Here is a 22,818-nt window from a genome sequence, read left to right as displayed (position 1 = left end):
GGATTCGGAGGATCGCACCAATCGGCAGGTCGGTTGCCCCGGCCGGGATGTCGGTCAGTACATCCGCCTGCCGCGCGGGTGACTCAGAGCGGCAGGATGCGGACCGGGGTGCCGGCGGCGAGTTCGGTGATGTCGGCGGGGATGTCGATCAGCACGTCGGCGTGAGCCATGGTGGCGATCAGGTGGGAGCCCGGTCCGGCGACCAGGCTCACCCCGGTGTCGGTGAGCTTGCCGCGCAGGAATTGGTTCTTGCCGGCGGGGGAGCGGACCGGATCGAGCAGGGGCACTTCGGTGGTGGCGAGTTCGGGCAGTGCGGCGAGGGCGCGCAGGATCGGGCGTGCGAAGACCTCGAAGGACACCATGGTGCTGACCGGATTGCCCGGGAAGCTCAGGATCGGTACGCCGTGCACCACGGTGAGGCCCTGCGGGCCGCCGGGTTGGATTGCGACGGAACCGAATTCGCCGCCCAGGGGGGTGAGCACATCCTTGACGACCTCGAAGTCGCCCTTCGAGACGCCGCCGGAGGTGAAGACCACATCGGCGAGGGCGGTGGCTTCCTCGATGCGCTGCCGGAATTCGTCGTGGTCGTCGGTGGAGTGCGCCAGCGACACCACTTCGACGCCGTTGTCGGTCAGTGCGGCGGCCAGCGCGATGCCGTTGGAGTTGTAGATCTGGCCGGGCAGCAGCGGAGTTCCGGCGGGCATGAGCTCGTCGCCGGTGGTGAGCACGGCCGCGCGCACCGGCCGGGTCACCGGCAGATCCGCCAGTCCGACGGCTGCCAGCGCCGCGATGTGGCGGGGCTGCAGCAGCGTCCCGGCGGCCGCGAGCAGTTCGCCGGTGCGCACATCGGTGCCCGGTTCGCGGACGAAATCGCCTGCCGCACGTGTTGTTTCGATCGTGACGGTGCCGCCGTCACTGCTGGTGTGCTCCACCGGCACGACGCAGTCCGCGCCCGCGGGGATGGGCGCGCCGGTCATCACCTTGAGTGCCGCGCCGTCGGGGAGCGTGAGTTCCCCGGTGTTCCCGGCGGCCACCACACCCGCCAGCGGCAGCGTCACCGGCACGGTCGCGATCGAATCCGCGCGCACCGCGTACCCGTCCATGGAGGAGTTCCGGAACACCGGCAGGTCCAGGGGGGAGTACACGTCCTCGGCGAGCCGCCGCCCGAGTGCCGCCGTCATCGCGACTCGTTCGGTGTCGCGGGCGGCCAGCGGGCGCAGCAACTCCTCGATGCGTTGCCGGTGGTCGTCGACGGAGCGGGCCGGGGCCAGAGCGTGCCGGGAACTCATGCGGCTGAGCCTATACGGACGCCGGTTCGCGACATCCCGGGAGCGCCTGCTCAGCGGGGTCTTGCCAAGCCGGACATAATGGTCGGGTGACCGTGGTCGTGATGGGCATGCCCGCCGTACGAGCAGGGCGACCTTCGATGGACGGCCGCCCCGATACGCCATTCCTGGTGGACCGATTCGGTCGCGTAGCCCGCGACCTGCGAGTTTCCATCACCGAAAAGTGTTCGCTGCGCTGTACCTACTGCATGCCCGAAGAGGGTTTGCCCGCGATTCCCGCCGACGAACTGCTGACCGCCGCCGAGATCGTTCGACTGGTGGTGCTGGCCGTGCGCGAGCTGGGCGTTCACGAGGTCCGCTTCACCGGCGGCGAACCCCTCATGCGCCGCGACCTCGAGCAGATCATCGCCGGTTGCCGCGCCGAACTGCCCGAGCTCCCGATCGCCATGACCAGCAATGGCGTCGGCCTCGAGCATCGCGCCCGCAAACTGGCCGAGGCGGGCCTCAACCGCATCAATATCTCCCTCGACACCGTCGACCGCGCCGGCTTCGCCCGCCTCACCCGCCGCGACCGCCTGCCCTCGGTGCTGGCCGGCATTCGCGCCGCTCACCGCGAGGGCCTGGCCCCGGTCAAGGTGAACGCCGTCCTCATGCGCGAAACCCTCACCGGCGCAGCCGATCTCCTCGAATGGTGCCTCACCGAGGGCGTGGAACTGCGCTTCATCGAGGAGATGCCGCTCGACGCCGACCACGAGTGGGCGCGCGCCAATATGATCACCGCCGAAGAGCTTCTGGAGGTCCTCGGCGCCCGCTTCGACCTCACCGAGGTGGGCCGCGACGATCCCTCCGCTCCCGCCGAACAATGGCTGGTCAACGGCGGTCCGGCCACCGTGGGCATTATCGCCTCGGTGACCCGCAGCTTCTGCTCCGACTGCGACCGCACCCGCCTCACCGCGGACGGCCGCATCCGCTCCTGTCTGTTCTCCGATCAGGAGTACGACATTCGAGCGGCCTTGCGCGCCAACGCTTCCGATGCCGACATCGCCGCCCTGTGGCGCGGCGCCATGTGGCACAAGTGGGCGGGCCACGGCATCGCCGACGAGAACTTCGTCCCGCCCGAACGAACGATGGGAGCCATCGGTGGTTGAGGTCCGCTATTTCGCCGCAATCGCCGACGCGGTCGGCAAGGACCGCGAAACCCTGCCGCTGCCGGCCGGTTCCACGGTCGCCGATCTGCGCACCACCCTGGCCACCACCTACGGCCCCGACCTCGACAAGATGCTCGGCGTCTGCGCCTACCTGATCGGTGATGAACTGACCCGCGACGCCACCGCCACCCTCACCGCCCGGGTGGATGTGCTCCCGCCGTTCGCGGGCGGATAACCGGTCGGTAGCACGGGGTTTCCCGAGGTCCGGGCATCGGAGGAGCCGCCTCGGGCGTCTTGCACTCTCCTGTGTGGAGTGCTAAAAACTATCTTTGTCAGATCGCATGGGTATCTGCATTCTCACCAATCGAGAACGGGTGTGACCGGCACCGGAGCGAGTGGCGCTGCGCTGCGCCGATCCCGTTGCCTGCCTGTGCGTCCTGGCCCGCACGCCCACCCATCAAGATCGGAAACGTTCGTGACCACGGCCACCACCGATACCGAAAACACCCGAAGCGACGCGGACACCCCGGTACTACACCTACCGGAATCCGGCCACCGCCCGTGGTGGGACGCCCTCATGCAACCCGCGATGCCCGCCGACCCCGCAGCGCCCAGGTCGCCGGATCCACGCAGCCCTCGCGCCCGGAACCCCTACTCGCACCGAGTCAGATTCGCGCGAAGCGCCGCATACCGCTGACCGAACCGGTTCAGCGCCACCAGTCGTCGAGCGGCGTCACCGGCACCGCGCGCTTGTGCCGGGTGTTGCGGAAGATCTTCTCCACCTTCGCGGCCACCTCGGGGCTGACGTCCTGGCCTTCGAGGTAGTCGTCGATCTCGGAGTACTTCATGCCGAGGGCTTCCTCGTCGGGCAGCGCCGGGCGGTCGTCCTCGAGGTCGGCGGTGGGCACCTTCTTCCAGACGCTCGGCGGCGCGCCGAGTTCCTGAAGCAGCGCCGCGCCTTGACGTTTGGTGAGCCCGGTCAACGGGGTGAGGTCCACCCCGCCGTCGCCGTACTTGGTGAAGAAGCCGGTGACCGCCTCGGCGGCGTGATCGGTGCCCACCACCAGCAGGTTGAGCTGGCCGGCCACGGCGTACTGCAGCACCATGCGCTCGCGGGCTTTGATATTGCCGCGCACGAAGTCTCGCAGGCGCGGTTCCTCGCCGAGCAGTTCCTTGATGCCGAGGGCGGCTTCCGCGCCGGCGGCGTCGGCGCTGGGCTTCACGTTCACGACGACGGATCGATCCGGCTGGATGAACTCCAGCGCGATCTGCGCGTCGGCTTCGTCGGCCTGCACGCCGTAGGGCAGGCGCACGGCCACGAAGGTGGCGTCATGGCCCTCGGCGCGCAGTTCCTCGGCGGCCAGCTGGCAGAGCCGGCCGGTGAGCGTGGAGTCCTGCCCGCCGCTGATGCCGAGAATGAACCCCTTGGCGGGCGTGGCGCGCAGATAGTCCTTGAGGAAGTCGATGCGCCGTCGCACTTCGGTTTTCGGTTCGATGGACGGCAGCACGCCCAATTCGGCGATGATCTGTTCGCGCAGGTTCCCCATGGGCTCACTCTACTGTGCGGCCGGTGGCACGACGCGCCGGACGAGGCTCTCGAAGTAGTCGCCGATCTGCTCCAGCGGGTAGCCGAGCGCGCGGTGCTGATGCAAGACGAGTCCGGCGTCGAGGGCGGCCATCAGGGTGTCCGCGAGCAGGGTGATGTTGCCGCTCGTCCCGGCCTGCCGAAGCAGCAGCGCCACATGGGATTTCGTCACGTTATAGGGCGCGCCCGAGTAGCGTTCGGCGTCCACCGACGCCTCGCGCAGCACATCGCCTTCGACTTCGATGCCCGCCAGCCGCGCCCGCCCGAACGCGACCAGCCGATCCACCGGCGCCGCCCCGGGCCCCAGCGGCGGCGGCCCGAACATGTAGGCCGCCTGCAGCTTCTTCTCCGATTGATCGAGCAGCGCGTGCATCAGTCCGGAGCGATTCCCGAAGCGCCGGAACACCGTTCCCTTGCCCACGCCCGCGCGCTTGGCGACGGCGTCCATGGTCACCGCTTCCGCGCCGTGTTCGCGCACCAGCGCCTCGGCGGCATCGAGCAGCAGCTGGCGATTGCGGGCGGCGTCACTGCGTTCCTGGCTCTCGCTCAGCAGTGAGGCGGCGTACTGCGAACTGACGCCGATGGGCCCGATGGTCAGCGGTTCGGGCAGCCCGGGTCGCGACTCGTCGAGCGGTGTGTCCTGGTTCACAGCGCGATACCCCAACTCCCCGGAATGAAAGCGGACCATGGTCCGGTTAGTTTGTCATGAAAGTTCCGCCGCTGGATGAATACCCCAGGAGTGATCGTCATGTCGCAGACCCGTCTTCTCGTCCTCGTCGGCAGCCTCCGCGCCGCCTCGATCAACCGGCGCCTGGCCGAGGCCGCCGCGTCCACCGCCCCGGAGGGCGTCGAGGTGTCCATCTACGAAGGTCTCGCCGATATTCCTTTCTACAACGAGGATCTCGATACCGAGGTCAACCTGCCCGAGTCCGCTGCCGCGCTGCGTGCGGCCGTCGCCGCCGCCGACGGTCTGCTGCTGGTGACCCCGGAATACAACGGCACCCTGCCGGCCGTGCTCAAGAACGCCATCGACTGGGCCTCGCGCCCGTACGGCGTCGGCGCGCTCAAGGACAAGCCGGTCGCCGTGGTGAGCGCGTCCATCAGCCCGAACGCCGCCAAGTGGTCGCACGGTGACGCCGTGAAGGCGCTGGGCGTGGCGGGTGCGAGCGTCCTCGACGGGGCGTCGCAGCACTTCGGCGTGATCGGCACGCGCTTCGCCGAGACCCATCCGGCCGATGATGCCGAGGCGCTGACCCAGCTGGCCGCCACCGTGCGACTGCTCGCCGAGGCCGCCGCGGTGAAGGCGAACGCCTGACGGTCACCGGCCGAGCTGCGTCCCCCGGCAGCGGCGGCGAACTCGCGAACATCCGCGGGACGCACGGCCTGCAAGTGAACTGGCAAATTATTAGCAATCACGAGATACGCTACTGAATTCAGCGTGAGGTCACGGTCTTTCGGTCGTGGCCTCACGCTTTCGGGCCACCCTCTGGACTAGCTTCAGCATATGAGGCAACCCTGTGGCAATTCGGCCTGGCGGCGCGCGACCCGCTCGATCGCGGCGGCCGCGCTGCTGACCATGGCCGCGGCGGTCGACGCCACCCCGGCCACCGCGCACCCGCGGGTCGAGGTGCATCCGCCGAATGTCCTGGTGCACGTGGGCAACTGGGCCGGCTACGTGGTGCGGGGCGAGTTCCGTCATGTCAGCGCCACCTGGGTGCAGCCCGAGATCACCTGCCCGAATCCGGGTGTGGTGCAGCGCGTGGTGCCCTGGGTCGGCCTCAATGGCGCGGCGGGCGTCGACGGCCGGACGGCTCTGCCGCTCATGCAGACCGGCGCCGAATCCCTGTGCATCAGCGAGGCCGCCATGTACGCGGCGCTGCCCGGCATCCGCATCGAGCACCTCGCCGCCGATCTGTCCCGGGTCGACCCGCGGCTGGCGGGCCAGGTGATGCGGGTGGGCGACGAGGTATCCAACGGTCTCGGCGGCGTGGCCGACACACTCTGTGCCACAGGTGTTTTCCCTGATTCCTGCTACACCTTCCGGGAGCACACCGGGTGGTGGGAGAGCTATCCGGCCCCGCCGGTCATGTACGAGGACGACGAGGTGGCCCCCGGTGACACCATGCACGCCGCCGTCGACTGGGATGGCGCGGTCTACACCATGACGCTGGAGAACCGCACCCGCGGCTGGACGCGGACCGCTGTGGAAGCCTCCACCTCCCCGGTGCGCACCGCCGAGATCGTCGTCGAGGGTCACCTCGATGCCGCGTTGCCCGGCTTCACGCCGATCACCTTCACCGAGATCGACATCGACGGCCGCCCGCTCTCCGATTACGACCCGCAGGTGTACGGCATCGCGGCCACCAACCGCTTCCTCTATCCCGGTCCGGTGGACGGTTCGAGCTACACCATCGGGTGAGCCCCATATATAGGGGTCCGGATCCGCGACACGCCGAAGCGTGAGGTGCCCCGGATATTGGGGGCGTAGGAGATTCGGGCCCGCGAGACCCCGCCGACCGCCACGATCGGGGCAACCGGTGTGACTCGTGTGAACGGTGTTGATCAGCGGTAATGGTGGGTTTGCTGGAAATGAACTGAATGCCCAAATTGTGATCTACACCTCAGTCGTGTCGAGTTGCGAATCGACTGTCCAGGTACTTACGCCAACCGAATTCCATCTTTGTGAGTCGCAACATGTCGTGTTGGATGATTCTGTCGGCCACTAGGTGTAGTGTCTTGGGAGCTGGAAAGCCGCGACGGACCCACCTCGAAGGGAGCCTCGCGACCAGGGGCTTCGGCTTCGCTTCCAGGGGTTTGCGCAATCAAGTACGTGGTTCTGATTTCAGCCGTGCACTGCAGACGGACAGAAGGCCAGGAGAAGGGGATACCAATGACCATCACCGTTTACACCAAGCCCGCTTGTGTTCAGTGCAACGCCACCTATCGCGCCCTCGACAAGGCCGGTGTCGAGTACAACGTCATCGACATCTCCGAGAACCCCGAAGCCCGCGACTACGTGATGGCCCTGGGCTACCTGCAGGCCCCCGTCGTCGTCGCCGGCGACGACCACTGGTCCGGCTTCCGCCCGGACCGCATCAAGGCGCTGGCCGAGGTCGTCGCCGTCGCCTAGGCGACGCGAAGCAGCTGATCGAGAGTCAGCCGCCTCGCAGGTTGTCCGAGCCCGACAGGATGGAGATGACCGAGATGTCCACTGAGACACCGAATCTCGTCTACTTCTCGAGCGCTTCGGAGAACACGCACCGCTTCGTGGAACGGCTGGGAGTCCCCGCCGTCCGCATACCGCTTCATACTGCCGACTCACTTCGCGTCGACCACCCCTACGTGCTTATCGTCCCCACCTACGGCGGCGGTAAGCACGTTCTGGGTGGTCAGCGGTCCGAGAAGGAATTCGTGCCCCGTCAGGTGGCCAAATTCCTCAACGATCCCCACAACCGCGCACTGCTGCGGGGCGTGATCGCGGCCGGCAATACGAACTTCGGCGATACGTACTGCTATGCGGGAGAAGTCATCTCGCGCAAAACAGGGGTCCCGTACCTGTATCGCTTCGAACTCATGGGAACTGCCGAGGACGTCGAGCGCGTCCGAGAGGGATTGGGATTGTTTTGGCAACGACTACAGCACCGGTCGGAAAGACTGCCCGCGTAGAGCGCCCCGTGAGCGGCGACTCCAGCACCGCGGGGATGGACTACCACGCGCTCAACGCGATGCTGAACCTGTACGGCCCCAATGGCGAGATCCAGTTCGACAAGGACCGCGAGGCCGCGCACCAGTACTTCCTGCAGCACGTCAACCAGAACACGGTCTTCTTCCACAATCTGCAGGAGAAGCTCGACTACCTGGTGCGCGAGAACTACTACGAGGCAGAGGTTCTCGACCAGTACTCGTTCGAGTTCATCAAGTCGCTGTTCAAGCAGGCGTACGCCAAGAAGTTCCGGTTCCCGACCTTCCTCGGCGCGTTCAAGTACTACACGAGCTACACGCTCAAGACCTTCGACGGCAAGCGCTACCTGGAGCGCTTCGAGGACCGCGTCTGCCTGGTGTCGCTGACCCTGGCCGCCGGTGACGAGAAGCTGGCCCGCGAACTCGTCGAAGAGATCATGGACGGGCGCTTCCAGCCCGCCACCCCGACCTTCCTCAACTCCGGCAAGAAGCAGCGCGGCGAGCCCGTGTCCTGCTTCCTGCTGCGCATCGAGGACAATATGGAGTCCATCGGGCGCTCCATCAACTCCGCCCTGCAGCTGTCCAAGCGCGGCGGCGGCGTGGCCTTGCTGCTCAGCAATATTCGCGAGCACGGCGCGCCGATCAAGAAGATCGAGAACCAGTCCTCGGGCGTCATCCCGATCATGAAGCTGCTGGAGGACTCGTTCTCCTACGCCAACCAGCTGGGTGCGCGCCAGGGCGCGGGCGCGGTGTACCTGCACGCCCACCATCCCGACATCTACCGCTTCCTCGACACCAAGCGCGAGAACGCGGACGAGAAGATCCGCATCAAGACGCTGTCGCTCGGCGTGGTGATCCCGGACATCACCTTCGAGCTGGCGAAGAAGAACGAGGACATGTACCTGTTCTCGCCGTACGACGTGGAGCGCATCTACGGCGTGCCGTTCGCCGACATCAATGTCACCGAGAAGTACTACGAGATGGTCGACGACAAGCGGATTCGCAAGTCGAAGATCAAGGCGCGCGAGTTCTTCCAGACCATCGCCGAGCTGCAGTTCGAATCCGGTTACCCGTACATCATGTACGAGGACACCGTGAACCGCGCCAACCCGATCGCCGGCAAGATCACGCACTCCAACCTGTGCTCGGAGATCCTGCAGGTGTCCACGCCGTCGGAGTTCAACGACGACCTGTCCTACGCCAAGGTGGGCAAGGACATCTCGTGCAACCTCGGGTCCTTGAACATCGCCAAGTCCATGGATTCGCCGGACTTCGGCAAGACCGTGGAGACCGCGATTCGGGCTTTGACCGCGGTGTCGGATCAGACGCACATCTACTCGGTGCCGTCGATCGAGCAGGGCAACAACGAATCCCACGCCATCGGCCTGGGGCAGATGAACCTGCACGGCTACCTGGCGCGCGAGCGGGTCTTCTACGGTTCCGAAGAGGGCATCGACTTCACCAACATCTACTTCTACACCGTGGCCTACCACGCGGTGCGGGCGTCGAATCTCATTGCCAAGGAACGCGGTTCGTACTTCGGCGGCTTCCCGGAGTCCAAGTACGCCTCGGGCGAGTACTTCGACAAGTACACCGAGCAGGTGTGGGAGCCGCAGACCGAACGCGTGCGCGAGATCTTCGCCGACGCGGGCGTGCACATCCCCACCCAGGACGACTGGCGTGAGCTGAAGGCGTCGGTCATGCAGTACGGCATCTACAACCAGAACCTGCAGGCCGTGCCGCCGACCGGGTCGATCTCCTACATCAACCACTCGACCAGCTCGATCCACCCGATCGCCTCCAAGATCGAGATCCGCAAGGAAGGCAAGATCGGCCGCGTCTACTACCCGGCCCCCTACCTGACCAACGACAATCTCGAATACTTCGAGGACGCCTACGACATCGGCTACGAGAAGGTCATCGACACCTACGCGGCCGCGACACAGCATGTGGACCAGGGTCTTTCGCTGACCTTGTTCTTCAAGGACAGTGCCACCACCCGCGATGTCAACCGCGCCCAGATCTACGCCTGGCGCAAGGGCATCAAGACGCTGTACTACATCCGCATCCGCCAGATGGCTTTGGAGGGAACCGAAGTCGAGGGTTGCGTGAGCTGCATGCTCTGACGAGCCTGTCGTAAGGGGCGCTCCCGGTTCGCCGGGGGCGCCCCTTGCTATTGTGCGAGTAGTGCCGGGGCAGCGGCTGAGCTTCGGCGGGGGAGTGGAGGGGATTGTGGCTGCGCTCAACGACTTCGGCGTGCGCATTCGACGAGCCGGGTTGCTGCTGGTCCTGGCCGCGCTGGTGCTCGTGACCGGCTGCGGCGCGACGAATCGCGTGCCCGCCAAAGCTTTTCCGGTGGACGTGATCGCCACCATCGACCGGATCATGCAGTCCGGGATCGACGCCGGGCTGATTCCCGGCGCGGCGGTGTCGATCATCGACCCCGAGCGCGGAACCTTCAGCCGCGCCTATGGTTTCGCCGACGCCGAGACCGGTCGCCGAGCCGATGTTCGTGATCGCTACCGGGTCGGCAGCATCACCAAGACCTTCACCGCCACCGCGGTCCTGCGGCTCGCCGAGGAGGGCAGGCTGTCGCTCGACGATCACCTGAGCGGGTATGTGGACGGAATCCCCAACGGGGACATCATCACTCTGCGTCAGCTGTTGGCCATGCGCGGCGGCGTCCACGACTATTCGCGCGATCCGGAATTCCGGCCGCAGTTGGATGCGCATGTGCCCGATCGGCCGTGGACGGTCGAGGACACGCTGCGCGTCATCCGATCCCATCCCGAGCAGGCGAAGCAACCCGATACCGCGACCGACTACTCGAATTCGGAGTACGTTCTGCTCGGCCTGGTGCTGGAGAAGGTCACCGGCCGGCCGGTGCGCGACGTGATCAACAGTCTCGCAGGCGAATACGGGCTCACGGCCACGGAGTATCCCGGCGACGCGAGCCTGTCCGGACCGAGCAGCCGCGGCTACGGTTTCGTCGATGACGTCCGCACCGAGGTCACCGAGCGCACGCCGCCGGCCCTCTGGGGTGCGGCGGGTTCGCTCACCGCCACCGTCACCGACCTCGCCGACTATGCGCGGCCGCTCGCGCAGGGTTACCTGCTGCGACCCGAAACTCAGCAGGCCCGAACGACTTTCGTCACCGGAACCGCTTTCGGTGCGCCGCTGGACTACGGTCTGGGCTTGCAGCGCGAGGGCACCTGGCTCGGTCACGGGGGCAGCGTGCTCGGCTACTCGGCGATGGCGTTCCATCAGCCGGACCGCAAGGTCAGCATCGCGGTCACGGTGAACCAGAACACGCCGCTGTACGGGGCGCTGCTGCCCGTCACCGCCGGGTCGATCTGGTGGGAGCTGGCGGATGCGCTGTATCCGGATACGTTCCCGGATCGGGAGGTCACCGCCGCCGCGCCACTGCCCGCGATTCCCGCGCCCGCCGACCTGGATTCCCAGCTCGATCAGGCGCTGGATCCGGCAGTTCCCGTCTCCGCCAAGCAACTTCGGGTCCAGGGTGACGAGAAGGATCCCGAGTTGCTCACCACGCTGGCCCGCGGTTACGTCAAATACGCGACCACGGTGAACGTCGTGAAGACCGTCGAAGGCGCCGGTCGGCTGCGGGTCGTCACGACCGCCACCTCACCCGCGGGCCCGGCCCCCATGATCGTCACCCTGGTTCCCGTGGACGGCGCCTGGCGTTTGAGCAACGCCTGGGTCTGCCTGCAGCTGGCCGGTCTCGGCGAACAGTCCCCGGCCTGCGCGTAACACGACCGCGGCCCTCCCCACGATCGCCGCCACCGATGGCACGATCGACATCATGGCTGACCGGACGCGCAAGATCGGTGTACTGCTCTTCCCCGGCGTCGAAGAACTGGATTTCACCGGCCCCTGGGAAGTCCTCGCCTTCTGGACCCTGACCTGCCCCCAGGACGGCTGGGAGATCTTCACCTTCTCCCGCGACGGCCTCCCCCTCCAATGCGCCAAGGGCCTGCGCGTAACCCCCGACTACTCCTTCGGCACCGTCCCCGATATGGACGTCCTCCTCTTCCCCGGCGGCCTCGGCACCCGCCCCCTCGTCCACGACGAGTCCATGCTGGCCTGGCTGCAAGCCGAACGCCCACGAATCCCGTTGATCACCAGCGTCTGCACCGGCGCCCTGGTCCTGGCCGCCGCCGGCCTCCTGGCCAACCGCCCCGCCACCACCCACTGGCTGTCCCTCGACGTCCTGGCCCACCTCGACCCCACCATCGACATCCGCCCCCACGACCGCTTCGTGGACTCCGGCGACATCATCACCTCAGCAGGCGTCTCCGCAGGCATAGACATGTCCCTCCACCTCCTCCAACGCCTGGCAGGCACCGACCGAGCCCGCTGGGTCCGCCGCGGCATCCAATACGACCCCGAACCCCCAGCAGACACCGCCTGGCCGGAGGGGCAAGAATGGATCCCGAGCTCATCGGAGCCGCGAAACTGAGCCGCAAGGGGGCGGGGGCTGTTGTGGAGACGTCGGAGCGGTATCAGGTATTCGCCGTCAACGAGGTGCGTGGATACTCGCCGTGTTATGAGCGGTGGGCGCTCGGAATAGCCTCGGACGCAGAGCTTCTCGCATTGATCGATGAGTTGCCCTACCGGAAGCGGCAACCCAATCTGGTCTTCGGGGCCGCCCGCTACCTCGGCGTCTCGCCGTCCGCGTTCGACGAGTTCAAGGATTTCGTGATCGCCCGGTGGCCTGACATCCGTGATGTCGCGATGAGCCACAGTACTCAGACCAATGAATCCGGGCGCTGTGCAACGCTTTTGCCGTTGCTGGCTCGCTTCGGGGACACCCCGATCGCCCTGATCGAGTTCGGCGCCTCCGCCGGTCTGTGCCTCTACCCCGACCGCTACAGCTACCGCTACGACGACCAGCCGGTTCTCGATCCCGCTGACGGTAGATCACCGGTGGTGCTGCCCTGCACCACTTCCGGCGCGCCACCGTTGCCGACGAGCCTGCCGCAGGTGGTACATCGCGCCGGTGTCGATCTGAATCCCCTCGATGTGGCGGACCCGGACTCGATGCGCTGGCTCGAATCCCTGGTCTGGCCGGAGCAGCGGAATCGACTGGAGCGCTTGCGGAATGCTGCGGCGATTGCCCGGCTCGACCCGCCGCACCTGGTCACCGGTCATCTCAACGACACCCTCGCCGAGCTGGTGGACGCGGCCCCGAAGGATATCCCTGTCATAGTTTTCGGGAGCGCCGTCCTGAGCTACCTCGGCACCGCCGACCGCGAGAGATTCCAATCAGTGATTCGAAAGCTGCCCTGTCACTGGATAACCAATGAGGGCCCGGGGGTCCTCCCCGTGGACCCCGCGGCCGTCCCACATCCACCCGACCGCCGCCACTTCGTCACCGCGCTGGATGGCGTACCAGCGGCCTATGCGGGCCACCATGGCCAAACCCTCGACTGGTTCCCGCCTCGCACGCCGGAAGGCCGATGACCACCGTTCCGGCGAGCACATCCGCGATCCCGCCCTTCAACTCACCCAGGCGAGACGGGTCCACGGTGTAGATCTGATCGCAAAGGATTCGGGTCTTCGTACCGTTCACGTCGATCTCGGGGCGATACACCGCGGGTCCCGCCGAAGTGGAGGTGAGAGCGACGATGGGCGTATTCGAAGCCGATCAGCACGGGCAGCAGGGGCGCGAATTCACTCGGAGGCTGGTTCGGGAGCCCTCAGGTGCGCGGTGTCGTTGTAGGCGATGAGTTCGAGTCCGGAAGGTGTTCGCTCCCAGCGGGTTACCGAGGCGTTGGCGATGGGGGTGGTGGACTCGAGGTGGAGGACTGCGGGCTCGTCGAGGTTGGCGAGGATGTAGCGGGTGAGCAGGACGATGTTGTCGTGGGCGAAGGCCAGGACGTGGCCTTCGAGTTCGGGGAGGAGGGTGCGTAGGCGCAGGGCTACGTCGGTGTAGGACTCGCCGCCGGGTGGGCGATAGTAGAAGCGGCCCAGGCGTTCTCGTTCACGGTGTTCGAGGGGGTAGCGGCGGCGGATGCCGAGGGCGGTGAGGCCGGCGAGGATTCCGATTTCGCGGTCGCGCAGGCGCTCGTCCTGGCGGGCGGGTGGGGAGCCTATGGCGCGCAGGGCGATTGAGGCGGTGTCGCGGGCCCGGATATAGGGCGAGCTGAGGACGAGATCGGGGCGGGGGACGGTGGTGAGCCAGACCCCTACCGCCTCGGCTTGCGCGCGCCCGCGATCGGAGAGCGGGATGTCGGGATCCCTTGTGCCCCGCTCGAATTCCTCCGCGCTCGCACGGATCGCGGCGGTGAACGCGGCATTCGCCGTGCTCTCGCCGTGCCGCACCATTGTCAGCGATTCCAGCCGCACCCGTCCCACCTCAGCACACCGGGCCCGATTCCGCTATGAATCCGCGGGAAGCCGCGGCCGGTGCGCTGTCGCACGGATTCGCGACCCCTCGTGCGCGAATCCGTGCGGTGCGCGGGAACCGGCACTCGTGGCCACCGCGCCCACGGCGCGGTGGCCGGGCCGGTTACACCCGGGCGGGAGTGTTCGCGGTGATGTCGGCGGGTGGCAGCCAGAGGGTGGCGATGGTGCCGCCGCCGACGGCCGGTTCGATGGAGGCATTGCCGCCGTGCGCTTGCGCGACCCAGGCGACCAGGGCCAGGCCGATGCCATTGCGCCCGGTGCGTCCCGCCGCGCCGCGATTGAACGGGCTGGCCGACATCACCGGGTCGACGCCGGGACCGTGGTCGCGCACGCTGACCCGGCCCTCGGCGATATGGACCTCGACGGGTGCGGTGCGGTTGACGGCACCGTGTGTCAGACCGTTTTCCAGCATGTTCCGGATGGCCAGGCTCAGCAGGCTGGGGTCGCCGACCACCACGCTGGGGTGCGCGGTGACGACGATGCGCGGGTCGCCGGATTCCTCGGCGACGGCCTCGGCGAGCTGGTCCAGGCGCAACAGGGTGCGTTCGGGTTCGGCGATGCCGGTCTGCAGGCGGGCACGCGCGAGCAGGCCGGTGACCAGACGGGCCATCCGGTCGGCGAGGCGGCGGGCCTCGGCCAGCGTGTGCTCCACCTCGTCGGGTTTCGGATGCGATTCGGTGAGCAGCTTCAACGTGGTGAGGGGAGTGCGGAGTTCGTGCGCGGCGTCGCCCAGGAACTGCTCGTGCTCGTCGAGCATGCGCAGGGCCTGGCCGAGGCTGCTGCCCGCGATCAGGTACGCGGCGGCCGAGGCCAGCGCGACGAACAGCAGACCACCCAATCCCAACGCCCACAACAGTTTCAGGTGTGCGCCGGGATCGTCGACGGGTTCCTCGGCGGCCAGGATCATGACGATGTTGTCCCAGTCGTTCCAGTACACCGGGACGGCCGCCACCCGCACCGCACGGCCGGTGATGGCGGTGCTGTCGCGCAGCGACGGGGTGTAGATCAGGTTGTCGGAGTGATCCTCGGCTTGTGTTGCGAGCGTGGCGATGTCGTTGTCGCTGGGCATGAGCGAGCGCTCGTAGGTGTGCGCCTGCTTCCACTGCTCGCCGGGCTTGCGCATGACGATCACCACGGCCGTGGACCCGGTGGCCAGATCGTCGTCGATGATGGTGGACAGGTCGAGTGCGCCGTTGCCGTCCTCCTGGATGGCGCGAGCCAGGCCGCCCGCCACCATCTCGATGCGCGAATCCACTGCCCGCGTGCGGGATTCGTTGTCCAGCGAGGCCGCGACATAGCCGAGGACGGCGATCACGGTCGCGGTGATGACGGTGACCATGCCGGTCATGAGCCAGCGGGCGCGCCGCAAACGTGCGACCGCGGGGGAGCGATGCGAACTCACATGCCCTCCGCGATAACGAATCCCGTGCCGCGCACCGTCTCGATCACGCACGGCTCGCCCAGTTTGCGCCGCAGCTTGGCGACCACCGCATCCACGACATTCGATGCGGGCTCGGCCATTTCGTCCCAGCAGCATTCGATGAGTTCGGTGCGGGTGACCACCTGCCCGCGCCGCGTCGCCATGAGTTCGAGCACCGCGAACTCCTTGGGCGTGAGCGTCAGCATGATGCCGCCGCGCGTCACCCGCCGCCGCATGAGGTCGACATCGATGTCGCCCAATACGATTCGCGAGGCGGTCGGCTGCTGCTGGCGCCGGCACAGCGCTCGCACCCGCATCACCAGCTCCGGCAGCGCGAAGGGCTTGGTCAGATAGTCGTCGGCGCCCTGCTCGAACCCGTTGAGCCGATCGTCGAGCCCGTCGCGCCCGGTGAGCATGAGCGCGGGCACGGTATGGCCCGCGCCCCGCGCCCCGGCGACCAGATCGAGTCCGTCTCCGTCGGGCAGCCCGCGGTCCACCACCAGGCAGTCGTACCTATTGATAGCGATCTTGAAATCGGCGTCGGCGATATCGTGCGCCAGGTCGACAGCGAACCCCGCCGACCGCAAACCATCGGTGACCTCACGGCAAAGTTGCTGGTCATCCTCGAGAACCAATACACGCACGGAGCGGAAGCGTAAGGCAATCCTGGGCAGGTGCCCAATGCCTCCGGGCCCCGCATTACCCGGAAATTATCTGAAAATTATGCGGGCTCCTACTCCTCGGAGCGTCGCGAATCATTCGACGGCACAACCGGGTTCGACCCTCTCACGGAAGGGGCGGTCGGGTCGAGGGGTTTGCCGGGTATTCATGTACCGGCGTGGCGCGCGGGGCGCGCCGGGGGCGATGGGCGGTTCTTGGCAGGCGCATGTATCCTGCACGAGGACGCTTTTTGTGTCGTTGACGGGTGAATTCGTGTCCGCCCGCAATGGCCGCACCCACCGGTGGTGGGTGACGTATTCGGTGCACGACGGCTTCGAGGAGGTGGGTTGCATGCGTAGCGAACCCCCCAGTCGAAGGCCGCGCGGCGCCGTCCCCTCGATCTGCCGGTAGTTCTCTGCGGCGGGGTCGGGTCGGTGCCTCGCGGTGTGACCTGGTGCTTCCATCCGTTCACCCCTGACTCGCCGTTTCGGCTGAGGTTCCGCCATGACGCAGACCGATCTGCCCGTCGTTTCGACGTTGCCCGTTGCCACCGCCACCCTGGACCCCGCGCCCGCCCGTGATTCGCTGGGCGCACAGGGTGATTCGCTGCGCGACATTGCCGACTGCCATCACCTGGCCGCCACCATGGAGTGGCTGGACAATCATCCGCCGCACGTCATCGCCGATCAGCTGGCGCGCATGGATGCCGTCTCGGCGGGGATGGCCTTCCGCTTGCTGGACAAGGACCGCGCCCTCGATGTCTTCGAGGAGCTCGAGCCCGTCGACCAGCAGCAGATCCTGCACGGCCTGCGCGATCAGAGCTTCCGTGAACTCGTCGAGGGCATGGACCCCGACGATCGCGCCCGCATGCTGCGCGAGGCCCCGGCCAAGGTCGCCAAGAAGGTGCTGGCGGGTCTGAGCCCGCGCGAACGCCGCATGACGGCCGCCCTGCTCGGCTATCCGGAGGGTTCGGTCGGCCTGTACATGACGCCGGAAGTTGTTGCACTGCCGCGTAATCTGCCGGTCGCGCAGGCGCTGCAGATGGTGCGCACCAAGGGCGCGAACGCCGAGACCGTGTACACGCTGCCGGTGGTCGACGCCGGCCGTCGCCTCATCGGCGTGGTGGAGTTGCGGGATCTGGTGCTGAGCTCCCCGGACGCCATGATCGCCGACCTGGTGGAGTCCGAGCCGACCTTCGTGCGCGCCACCGATTCCGCGGAGAAGGCGGCGCGACTCATGCAGGGCGCCAACCTGATCAACCTGCCGGTGGTGGACAGCGAGGACCGTCTGGTCGGCCTGCTCACCATCGACGACGCGGTCGAGGTCATCGAGGCCGCCGACTCGGAAGACGTTGCGCGCCAGGCGGGTACGACGCCGTGGTCGGGTCACTACATGGCGGCGGGCGTGTTCCAGCTGGCCCGCTACCGCGCCATGTGGCTGACCCTGCTGCTGGTCGCGGCCACGCTGACGGTCACCGTCACCGACTTCTTCGAACCCACCCTCGAGCAGGCCGCGCATCTGGCCCTGTTCATCCCGCTGCTGATCGGCGCGGGCGGCAATGCCGGTGCGCAGGCGGCGACATCGTGCGTGCGCGCGCTGGCGGTCGGCGAGGTCCGGGTGTCGGACCTGTTCAAGGTGGTGTGGCGCGAATGCCGGGTGGGCCTGCTGCTGGGCACCATGCTGGCGGCCGTCGGCATGGTGATCGGCGCGGTCTTCGTGGGCGCGAAAATCGCTGTGGTGGTGGCGATCACGCTGGTGCTGATCTGCGGCTGGGCGGCCACCATCGGCGGCACCATGCCGCTGTTGGCGAAGAAGCTGCGCATCGACCCGGCGGTCATCTCGGCCCCGATGGTGACCACCCTGGTCGACGCGACCGGCCTGATCATCTACTTCATGACCGCGAAGCTGGTCCTCGGCATCTGACAGCATTCCTGCGGCAAACCGGAGCGGGGCGGTGTGATCCACCGCCCCGCTCTGCTGTGACAAATTCCATGGCTGTACTTTTCCTGCGTGCGGGGTGCCGGGCGGCACGATTTCCGGCATTCTCCCTGCACACGGCGAGGACACAACATGTTGGCCTGCACGAGGATGTTGCCTACCAGTAGTAGTGTTCTGGGCACGAGGATGGGGTGAGCCGAGAGGATGACCGTGGACCACACGACCATGCGTGTAACTAAGGTGATTGACCGGGTGTCGGCGATCAACTGGAACCGCGTGCAGGACGACAAGGATGCCGAGGTCTGGGATCGGCTCACCGGCAACTTCTGGTTGCCGGAGAAGGTCCCGGTCTCCAATGACATCCCGTCCTGGGGCACGCTGACCCCCAGCGAAAAGCAGCTGACCATGCGGGTTTTCACCGGCCTCACGCTGCTGGACACCATCCAGGGCACCGTCGGAGCGGTCAGCCTCATCCCCGACGCGCTGACCCCGCACGAGGAAGCGGTGCTCACCAACATCGCGTTCATGGAGTCGGTGCACGCCAAGAGCTACAGCCAGATCTTCTCCACGCTGTGCTCGAGCCGTGAGATCGACGAGGCCTTCCGCTGGTCCGAGGAGAACCGGAACCTGCAGCGCAAGGCCGAGATCGTGCTCGAGTACTACAACGGCCAGGACCCGCTCAAGCGCAAGGTGGCCTCCACGCTGCTGGAGTCGTTCCTGTTCTACTCCGGCTTCTACCTGCCGATGCACTGGTCCTCGCGGGCCAAGCTCACCAACACCGCCGACATGATCCGCCTGATCATCCGCGACGAGGCCGTGCACGGGTACTACATCGGCTACAAGTACCAGAAGGGCCTGGAGCTGGTCTCCGAGGCCGAGCGCGAAGAGCTCAAGTCCTACACCTTCGAGCTGCTGTTCGAGCTGTACGAGAACGAGGTCGAGTACACCCAGGACCTCTACGACGAGGTCGGCCTCACCGAGGACGTCAAGAAGTTCCTGCGCTACAACGCCAACAAGGCGCTGATGAACCTCGGCTACGAGGGCCTGTTCCCGAAGGACGAGTGCGAGGTCAACCCCGCCATCCTCTCGGCCCTGTCGCCGAACGCCGACGAGAACCACGACTTCTTCTCCGGCTCGGGTTCCAGTTACGTGATCGGCAAGGCCGTCAACACCGAGGACGAAGACTGGGAGTTCTGAGTCCCAGCGACACGCTCGACACCCCGATCATGAATTTTTCATGGTCGGGGTGTTGTGATTTCAACGGGTGGCATCGGGGCCGCCGACGGCGAAAGGGACTGCGTGTCATGAAATTTCACTCCGCACTCCTGGCGGGCGCCCTCGCGTTCGGCGTCGTGGCGCACGGTTCGGCCCTGGCGCGGGCCGCCGACGAGATCTACTACGGCAAGTATCAGACCCGCGGCGCGTGCGTCGACGCCGGCGTGGATGTCGAAGCGCATCCCGGCTGGACGCGATACGAGTGCCGCGAAACGCCCGACGGTAAGTGGAAGCTGTACCTGCAGAGCTGATTTCGCGGCGCGCGCCGGTCAGTCGGTGACGTAGCCGTTGAGGGATTTCTGGATGTCGGTCAGCAGCGCCTTGGCGGCGGTGACGCCGGAGCCGTGCCAGATCTCGTCCTCGACGGCGAACACACGCTTGTCCTGCGCGGCCGCGAGCTCCTTGAAATCGTCACCGCGCATGGTGGATTCGCCGTACTTGCGGCCGTCTGGGCCGTTGAACATGACGTAGATGAGGTCGCCGTCGATCTTGTTGCGGTCGGCCTGCGAGCTGAGGCTGGTCACGTCGTAGGAGTCGCCGCGCTGCCACTGCGGCCGCTGCACCCCCGCGTCGCCCAGCACCTGCCCGGCGAAGGTGTTGCCGCCCTGCACCTGGATATTGTCGGCGTCGAAGCGCAGCACGGACGCCTGGGTGAGATTGGCGGCCACCTGATTGCCGATATCGGCCGCCAGTGTCCGGTAGTCGGCCAGCGCCTGAGCGGCGGCCGTCTTGCGTCCCAGAGCGGTTGCGATGGCGGTGAACTCGGCCTGCCAGCCGTTCTCGCTGCCCACCAGCACGGTGGGGGCGATGGCCTGCAATGCGTCATAGCTGCCGCGGTCGCTGCCCGCGCCGATGATCACATCCGGCTTCAACTCGGCGATCTTCGCGGGATCGATGGCGGAGACCGCGCCCACGGCCGGAATCTCGGAAATGCCGAAGCCCAGGTAGGAGGGTTGCGCGGTCGGCCCGGAAACCGTTGCCGCACCGACCACTCGCTCCCACAGCCCCAGCGTGCAGGCGGCGTCGAGCGCCGGAGTGGACAGCACCACAATCCGTTTCGGATCGGCCGGCACGTCGGAGTCGCCCGCCGCGTGCGTGATCGACCGCGTCGCACCGGCGGCCGGATCGGAGGAGCTGGGTAGCGCGCACGCCTGGCGCGTATCGCGTTCCAGCCCCACCACACCCGCGCCCGCGATATTGGTGGTGGTCTTCACAATCGAGCTCTCGGCGTCATCAGAGCTGGACCCACCGCAGCCTGTCAGCAGCGCCGGTAGGGCCGCCGCCGCAGCCAAGAACACCCCCAAAGTGCGCAAACGTCGCGCGGGGGTGCGGGTGGAGGCGAACGTGATTCGGGTGGAAGCGGACTCGCGCACCGGCATGCGGGGCAGCCTACAGCGGCATGGCCCGGCACCCAATTACGACACAGAGTAGGACCAGCCCGCGACCCGGTCGGGCGCACGGTTTACGATCCTTGAAGCGCTAAGCCCGCCGTCGTTCGTGCCTGTGCCGAACCGGACGCCGGAAGCCCCGCGTACGAACGACCAGAAGGCCTGATCAGGAGGATTTGTGACTGCCGTAGAGCCACAGCCAGTCCGTCAAGTGGAGGCGGCTCGGCCTTACCCACAGCGCGTGGGTCCCAAGGGTTCTTTCATCTACAAGATGGTCACGACGACGGACCCGAAGGTTCTCGGCGTCATGTACCTGGTGACGGCCATGTCCTTCTTCATGGTCGGCGGCCTCATGGCCCTGCTCATGCGCGCCGAGCTGGCGCGACCGGGCATGCAGTTCCTGTCGCCGGAACAGTTCAACCAGCTGTTCACCATGCACGGCACCATCATGCTGCTGTTCTACGCGACCGCGATCGTGTTCGGCTTCGCCAACATCGTTCTGCCGCTGCAGATCGGCGCGCCCGACGTGGCGTTCCCGCGTCTGAACGCGTTCAGCTACTGGCTGTACCTGTTCGGTGGCTCGATGGCGACCGCCGGCTTCATCACCCCCGGTGGTGCGGCCGACTTCGGCTGGACCGCCTACACCCCGCTCTCGGACATCGTGCACTCGCCCGGCGTCGGCGCGGACCTGTGGATCCTGGGTTTGGCCGTGTCTGGTCTGGGCACCATCCTCGGTGGCGTCAACATGATCACCACCGTGGTCTGCCTGCGCTGCCCGGGAATGACGCTGTTCCGCATGCCGATCTTCACCTGGAACATCCTGGTGACGAGCGTGCTTGTGCTGCTGGCCTTCCCGCTGCTCACCGCCGCGCTGTTCGCGCTGGCCTATGACCGGCACCTGGGTGGTCACATCTACGACCCGGCATCCGGTGGCGTGATGCTCTACCAGCACCTGTTCTGGTTCTTCGGTCACCCGGAGGTGTACATCATCGCGCTGCCGTTCTTCGGCATCGTGTCGGAGATCTACCCCGTGTTCTCGCGGAAGCCGATCTTCGGTTACACCACACTGGTTTACGCGACGCTCGGCATCGCGGCCCTGTCCATCGCGGTGTGGGCGCACCACATGTACGCGACCGGCGCCGTTCTGCTGCCGTACTTCTCGTTCATGACCTTCCTCATCGCGGTGCCGACCGGTGTGAAGTTCTTCAACTGGATCGGCACCATGTGGCGCGGCCAGCTGACCTTCGAAACCCCGATGCTGTGGTCCATCGGCTTCCTGGTGACCTTCCTCTTCGGTGGTCTCTCGGGTGTCGTGCTCGCCGCCCCGCCGATCGACTTCCACGTGTCCGACACGTACTTCGTCGTCGCGCACTTCCACTACGTGCTCTTCGGCACCATCGTGTTCGCCACCTTCGCGGGCATCTACTTCTGGTTCCCGAAGATGACCGGCCGCATGCTCGACGAGCGTCTCGGCAAGTGGCACTTCTGGGCGACGTTCGTCGGCTTCCACACCACGTTCCTGGTCCAGCACTGGCTGGGTAACGAGGGCATGCCGCGTCGCTACGCCGACTACCTGCCCTCGGACGGTTTCACCGCGCTGAACACGGTGTCCACCATCGGCGCCTTCATTCTGGGTTCGTCGATGCTGCCGTTCATCTGGAACGTCTTCAAGTCCTACCGCTACGGCGAGGTCGTGACCGTGGACGATCCGTGGGGCTACGGCAACTCCCTGGAGTGGGCGACCTCTTGCCCGCCGCCGCGGCACAACTTCTACGAGCTGCCGCGCATCCGCTCCGAGCGTCCCGCGTTCGAACTGCACTACCCGCACATGGTCGAGCGCATGCGCGCCGAGGCCCATGTCGGCTGGGGCTCCAAGTCCCACCACGTCACCGAGCTGGAGAAGGCTGCCAAGTAGCCTGACCTGCTTCGACAGCGGCACCCGTCCTTCCTGGGCGGGTGCCGCCGTCGTTTGCGCGAGAACTCCGCCGGGGCTGATGCGGATTCGGTA

The 22,818-nt window shown here is 66.7% G+C and carries 22 protein-coding genes; 14 read left to right on the top strand and 8 right to left on the bottom strand.

The window, feature by feature from the left end:
* Positions 1-83: 83 nt before the first annotated feature.
* Entirely contained in the window at positions 84-1,289 is a 1,206-nt protein-coding gene (locus tag H0264_RS33930; RefSeq protein WP_181581319.1) for a molybdopterin molybdotransferase MoeA, read from the bottom strand.
* An 86-nt stretch (positions 1,290-1,375) separates the two neighbouring features.
* Here H0264_RS33930 and moaA point away from each other — a divergent pair, with 86 nt between their 5' ends.
* Positions 1,376-2,434: a GTP 3',8-cyclase MoaA gene (moaA, locus tag H0264_RS33925; protein WP_181581318.1), complete on the top strand. Its 1,059-nt coding sequence runs from the start codon at positions 1,376-1,378 to the stop codon at positions 2,432-2,434.
* Positions 2,427-2,669 (top strand): MoaD/ThiS family protein, encoded by a 243-nt coding sequence (locus H0264_RS33920; protein WP_181581317.1) that lies wholly within the window; start codon positions 2,427-2,429, stop codon positions 2,667-2,669. The genes moaA and H0264_RS33920 overlap by 8 nt, the downstream gene beginning before the upstream one ends.
* A 472-nt stretch (positions 2,670-3,141) precedes the next feature.
* On the opposite strand, the gene nadE is transcribed toward H0264_RS33920, so the two are convergent.
* On the bottom strand, positions 3,142-3,981 hold the full coding sequence (gene nadE, locus H0264_RS33915) for an ammonia-dependent NAD(+) synthetase (RefSeq protein ID WP_181581316.1): 840 nt from the start codon (positions 3,979-3,981) through the stop codon (positions 3,142-3,144).
* A gap of 9 nt (positions 3,982-3,990) precedes the next feature.
* The gene (locus H0264_RS33910) at positions 3,991-4,602 is read right to left on the bottom strand and encodes a TetR/AcrR family transcriptional regulator (RefSeq protein WP_476703699.1); all 612 of its coding nucleotides are present in this window, start codon (positions 4,600-4,602) and stop codon (positions 3,991-3,993) included.
* A gap of 165 nt (positions 4,603-4,767) precedes the next feature.
* Between H0264_RS33910 and H0264_RS33905 the strand changes: the two genes are divergently transcribed.
* From H0264_RS33905 to H0264_RS33870, 8 genes are all read left to right on the top strand, one after another.
* Positions 4,768-5,334 carry an NAD(P)H-dependent oxidoreductase gene (locus H0264_RS33905; protein ID WP_181581314.1) on the top strand — a complete coding sequence of 189 codons (567 nt, stop codon included), beginning with the start codon at positions 4,768-4,770 and terminating at the stop codon, positions 5,332-5,334.
* A 189-nt stretch (positions 5,335-5,523) separates the two neighbouring features.
* On the top strand, positions 5,524-6,438 hold the full coding sequence (locus tag H0264_RS33900; RefSeq protein WP_181581313.1) for a G1 family glutamic endopeptidase: 915 nt from the start codon (positions 5,524-5,526) through the stop codon (positions 6,436-6,438).
* A 471-nt stretch (positions 6,439-6,909) separates the two neighbouring features.
* Positions 6,910-7,149, top strand: a complete 240-nt coding sequence (locus tag H0264_RS33895) for a redoxin NrdH (protein WP_181581312.1) — start codon at positions 6,910-6,912, stop codon at positions 7,147-7,149.
* A 74-nt stretch (positions 7,150-7,223) separates the two neighbouring features.
* The gene (nrdI, locus tag H0264_RS33890; protein WP_181581311.1) at positions 7,224-7,685 is read left to right on the top strand and encodes a class Ib ribonucleoside-diphosphate reductase assembly flavoprotein NrdI; all 462 of its coding nucleotides are present in this window, start codon (positions 7,224-7,226) and stop codon (positions 7,683-7,685) included.
* 35 nt (positions 7,686-7,720) lie between these two features.
* The gene (nrdE, locus tag H0264_RS33885) at positions 7,721-9,826 is read left to right on the top strand and encodes a class 1b ribonucleoside-diphosphate reductase subunit alpha (RefSeq protein WP_181586034.1); all 2,106 of its coding nucleotides are present in this window, start codon (positions 7,721-7,723) and stop codon (positions 9,824-9,826) included.
* A gap of 61 nt (positions 9,827-9,887) precedes the next feature.
* Positions 9,888-11,471 (top strand): serine hydrolase domain-containing protein, encoded by a 1,584-nt coding sequence (locus tag H0264_RS33880; protein ID WP_181581310.1) that lies wholly within the window; start codon positions 9,888-9,890, stop codon positions 11,469-11,471.
* A gap of 52 nt (positions 11,472-11,523) precedes the next feature.
* Positions 11,524-12,180 (top strand): DJ-1/PfpI family protein, encoded by a 657-nt coding sequence (locus H0264_RS33875; RefSeq protein WP_181581309.1) that lies wholly within the window; start codon positions 11,524-11,526, stop codon positions 12,178-12,180.
* Positions 12,147-13,184, top strand: a complete 1,038-nt coding sequence (locus tag H0264_RS33870) for a DUF2332 domain-containing protein (protein ID WP_244976029.1) — start codon at positions 12,147-12,149, stop codon at positions 13,182-13,184. Before H0264_RS33875 ends, H0264_RS33870 begins: the two co-directional genes overlap by 34 nt.
* On the opposite strand, the gene H0264_RS39250 is transcribed toward H0264_RS33870, so the two are convergent.
* From H0264_RS39250 to H0264_RS33850, 4 genes are all read right to left on the bottom strand, one after another.
* Positions 13,093-13,350, bottom strand: coding sequence for a hypothetical protein (locus H0264_RS39250; protein ID WP_338040163.1), 258 nt, complete (start codon positions 13,348-13,350; stop codon positions 13,093-13,095). The two genes, H0264_RS33870 and H0264_RS39250, sit on opposite strands and share 92 nt — an antisense overlap.
* A gap of 44 nt (positions 13,351-13,394) precedes the next feature.
* A complete protein-coding gene (locus H0264_RS33860; RefSeq protein WP_220139896.1) occupies positions 13,395-14,069 on the bottom strand; it encodes a histidine phosphatase family protein in 675 nt (224 codons plus the stop codon).
* Positions 14,070-14,232: 163 nt separating this feature from the next.
* Positions 14,233-15,531, bottom strand: coding sequence for a sensor histidine kinase (locus H0264_RS33855; protein ID WP_181581308.1), 1,299 nt, complete (start codon positions 15,529-15,531; stop codon positions 14,233-14,235).
* Positions 15,528-16,193, bottom strand: coding sequence for a response regulator transcription factor (locus tag H0264_RS33850; RefSeq protein WP_181581307.1), 666 nt, complete (start codon positions 16,191-16,193; stop codon positions 15,528-15,530). Before H0264_RS33850 ends, H0264_RS33855 begins: the two co-directional genes overlap by 4 nt.
* A 520-nt stretch (positions 16,194-16,713) precedes the next feature.
* Between H0264_RS33850 and mgtE the strand changes: the two genes are divergently transcribed.
* From mgtE to H0264_RS33835, 3 genes are all read left to right on the top strand, one after another.
* A complete protein-coding gene (gene mgtE, locus H0264_RS33845; protein ID WP_181581306.1) occupies positions 16,714-18,132 on the top strand; it encodes a magnesium transporter in 1,419 nt (472 codons plus the stop codon).
* Positions 18,133-18,372: 240 nt separating this feature from the next.
* Positions 18,373-19,344: a class 1b ribonucleoside-diphosphate reductase subunit beta gene (gene nrdF, locus H0264_RS33840; protein ID WP_181581305.1), complete on the top strand. Its 972-nt coding sequence runs from the start codon at positions 18,373-18,375 to the stop codon at positions 19,342-19,344.
* 107 nt (positions 19,345-19,451) lie between these two features.
* A complete protein-coding gene (locus H0264_RS33835) occupies positions 19,452-19,673 on the top strand; it encodes a hypothetical protein (RefSeq protein ID WP_181581304.1) in 222 nt (73 codons plus the stop codon).
* A gap of 18 nt (positions 19,674-19,691) precedes the next feature.
* Here H0264_RS33835 and H0264_RS33830 read toward each other — a convergent pair whose 3' ends face one another.
* Positions 19,692-20,801, bottom strand: a complete 1,110-nt coding sequence (locus H0264_RS33830) for an ABC transporter substrate-binding protein (RefSeq protein ID WP_181581303.1) — start codon at positions 20,799-20,801, stop codon at positions 19,692-19,694.
* A 187-nt stretch (positions 20,802-20,988) separates the two neighbouring features.
* Here H0264_RS33830 and ctaD point away from each other — a divergent pair, with 187 nt between their 5' ends.
* Positions 20,989-22,725, top strand: coding sequence for an aa3-type cytochrome oxidase subunit I (gene ctaD, locus H0264_RS33825; RefSeq protein WP_181581302.1), 1,737 nt, complete (start codon positions 20,989-20,991; stop codon positions 22,723-22,725).
* Positions 22,726-22,818 lie beyond the last annotated feature (93 nt).

Origin of the sequence: Nocardia huaxiensis (assembly GCF_013744875.1) — a bacterium.
Classification (GTDB): domain Bacteria; phylum Actinomycetota; class Actinomycetes; order Mycobacteriales; family Mycobacteriaceae; genus Nocardia; species Nocardia huaxiensis.
This window is presented reverse-complemented; position numbering and strand designations above follow the sequence as displayed.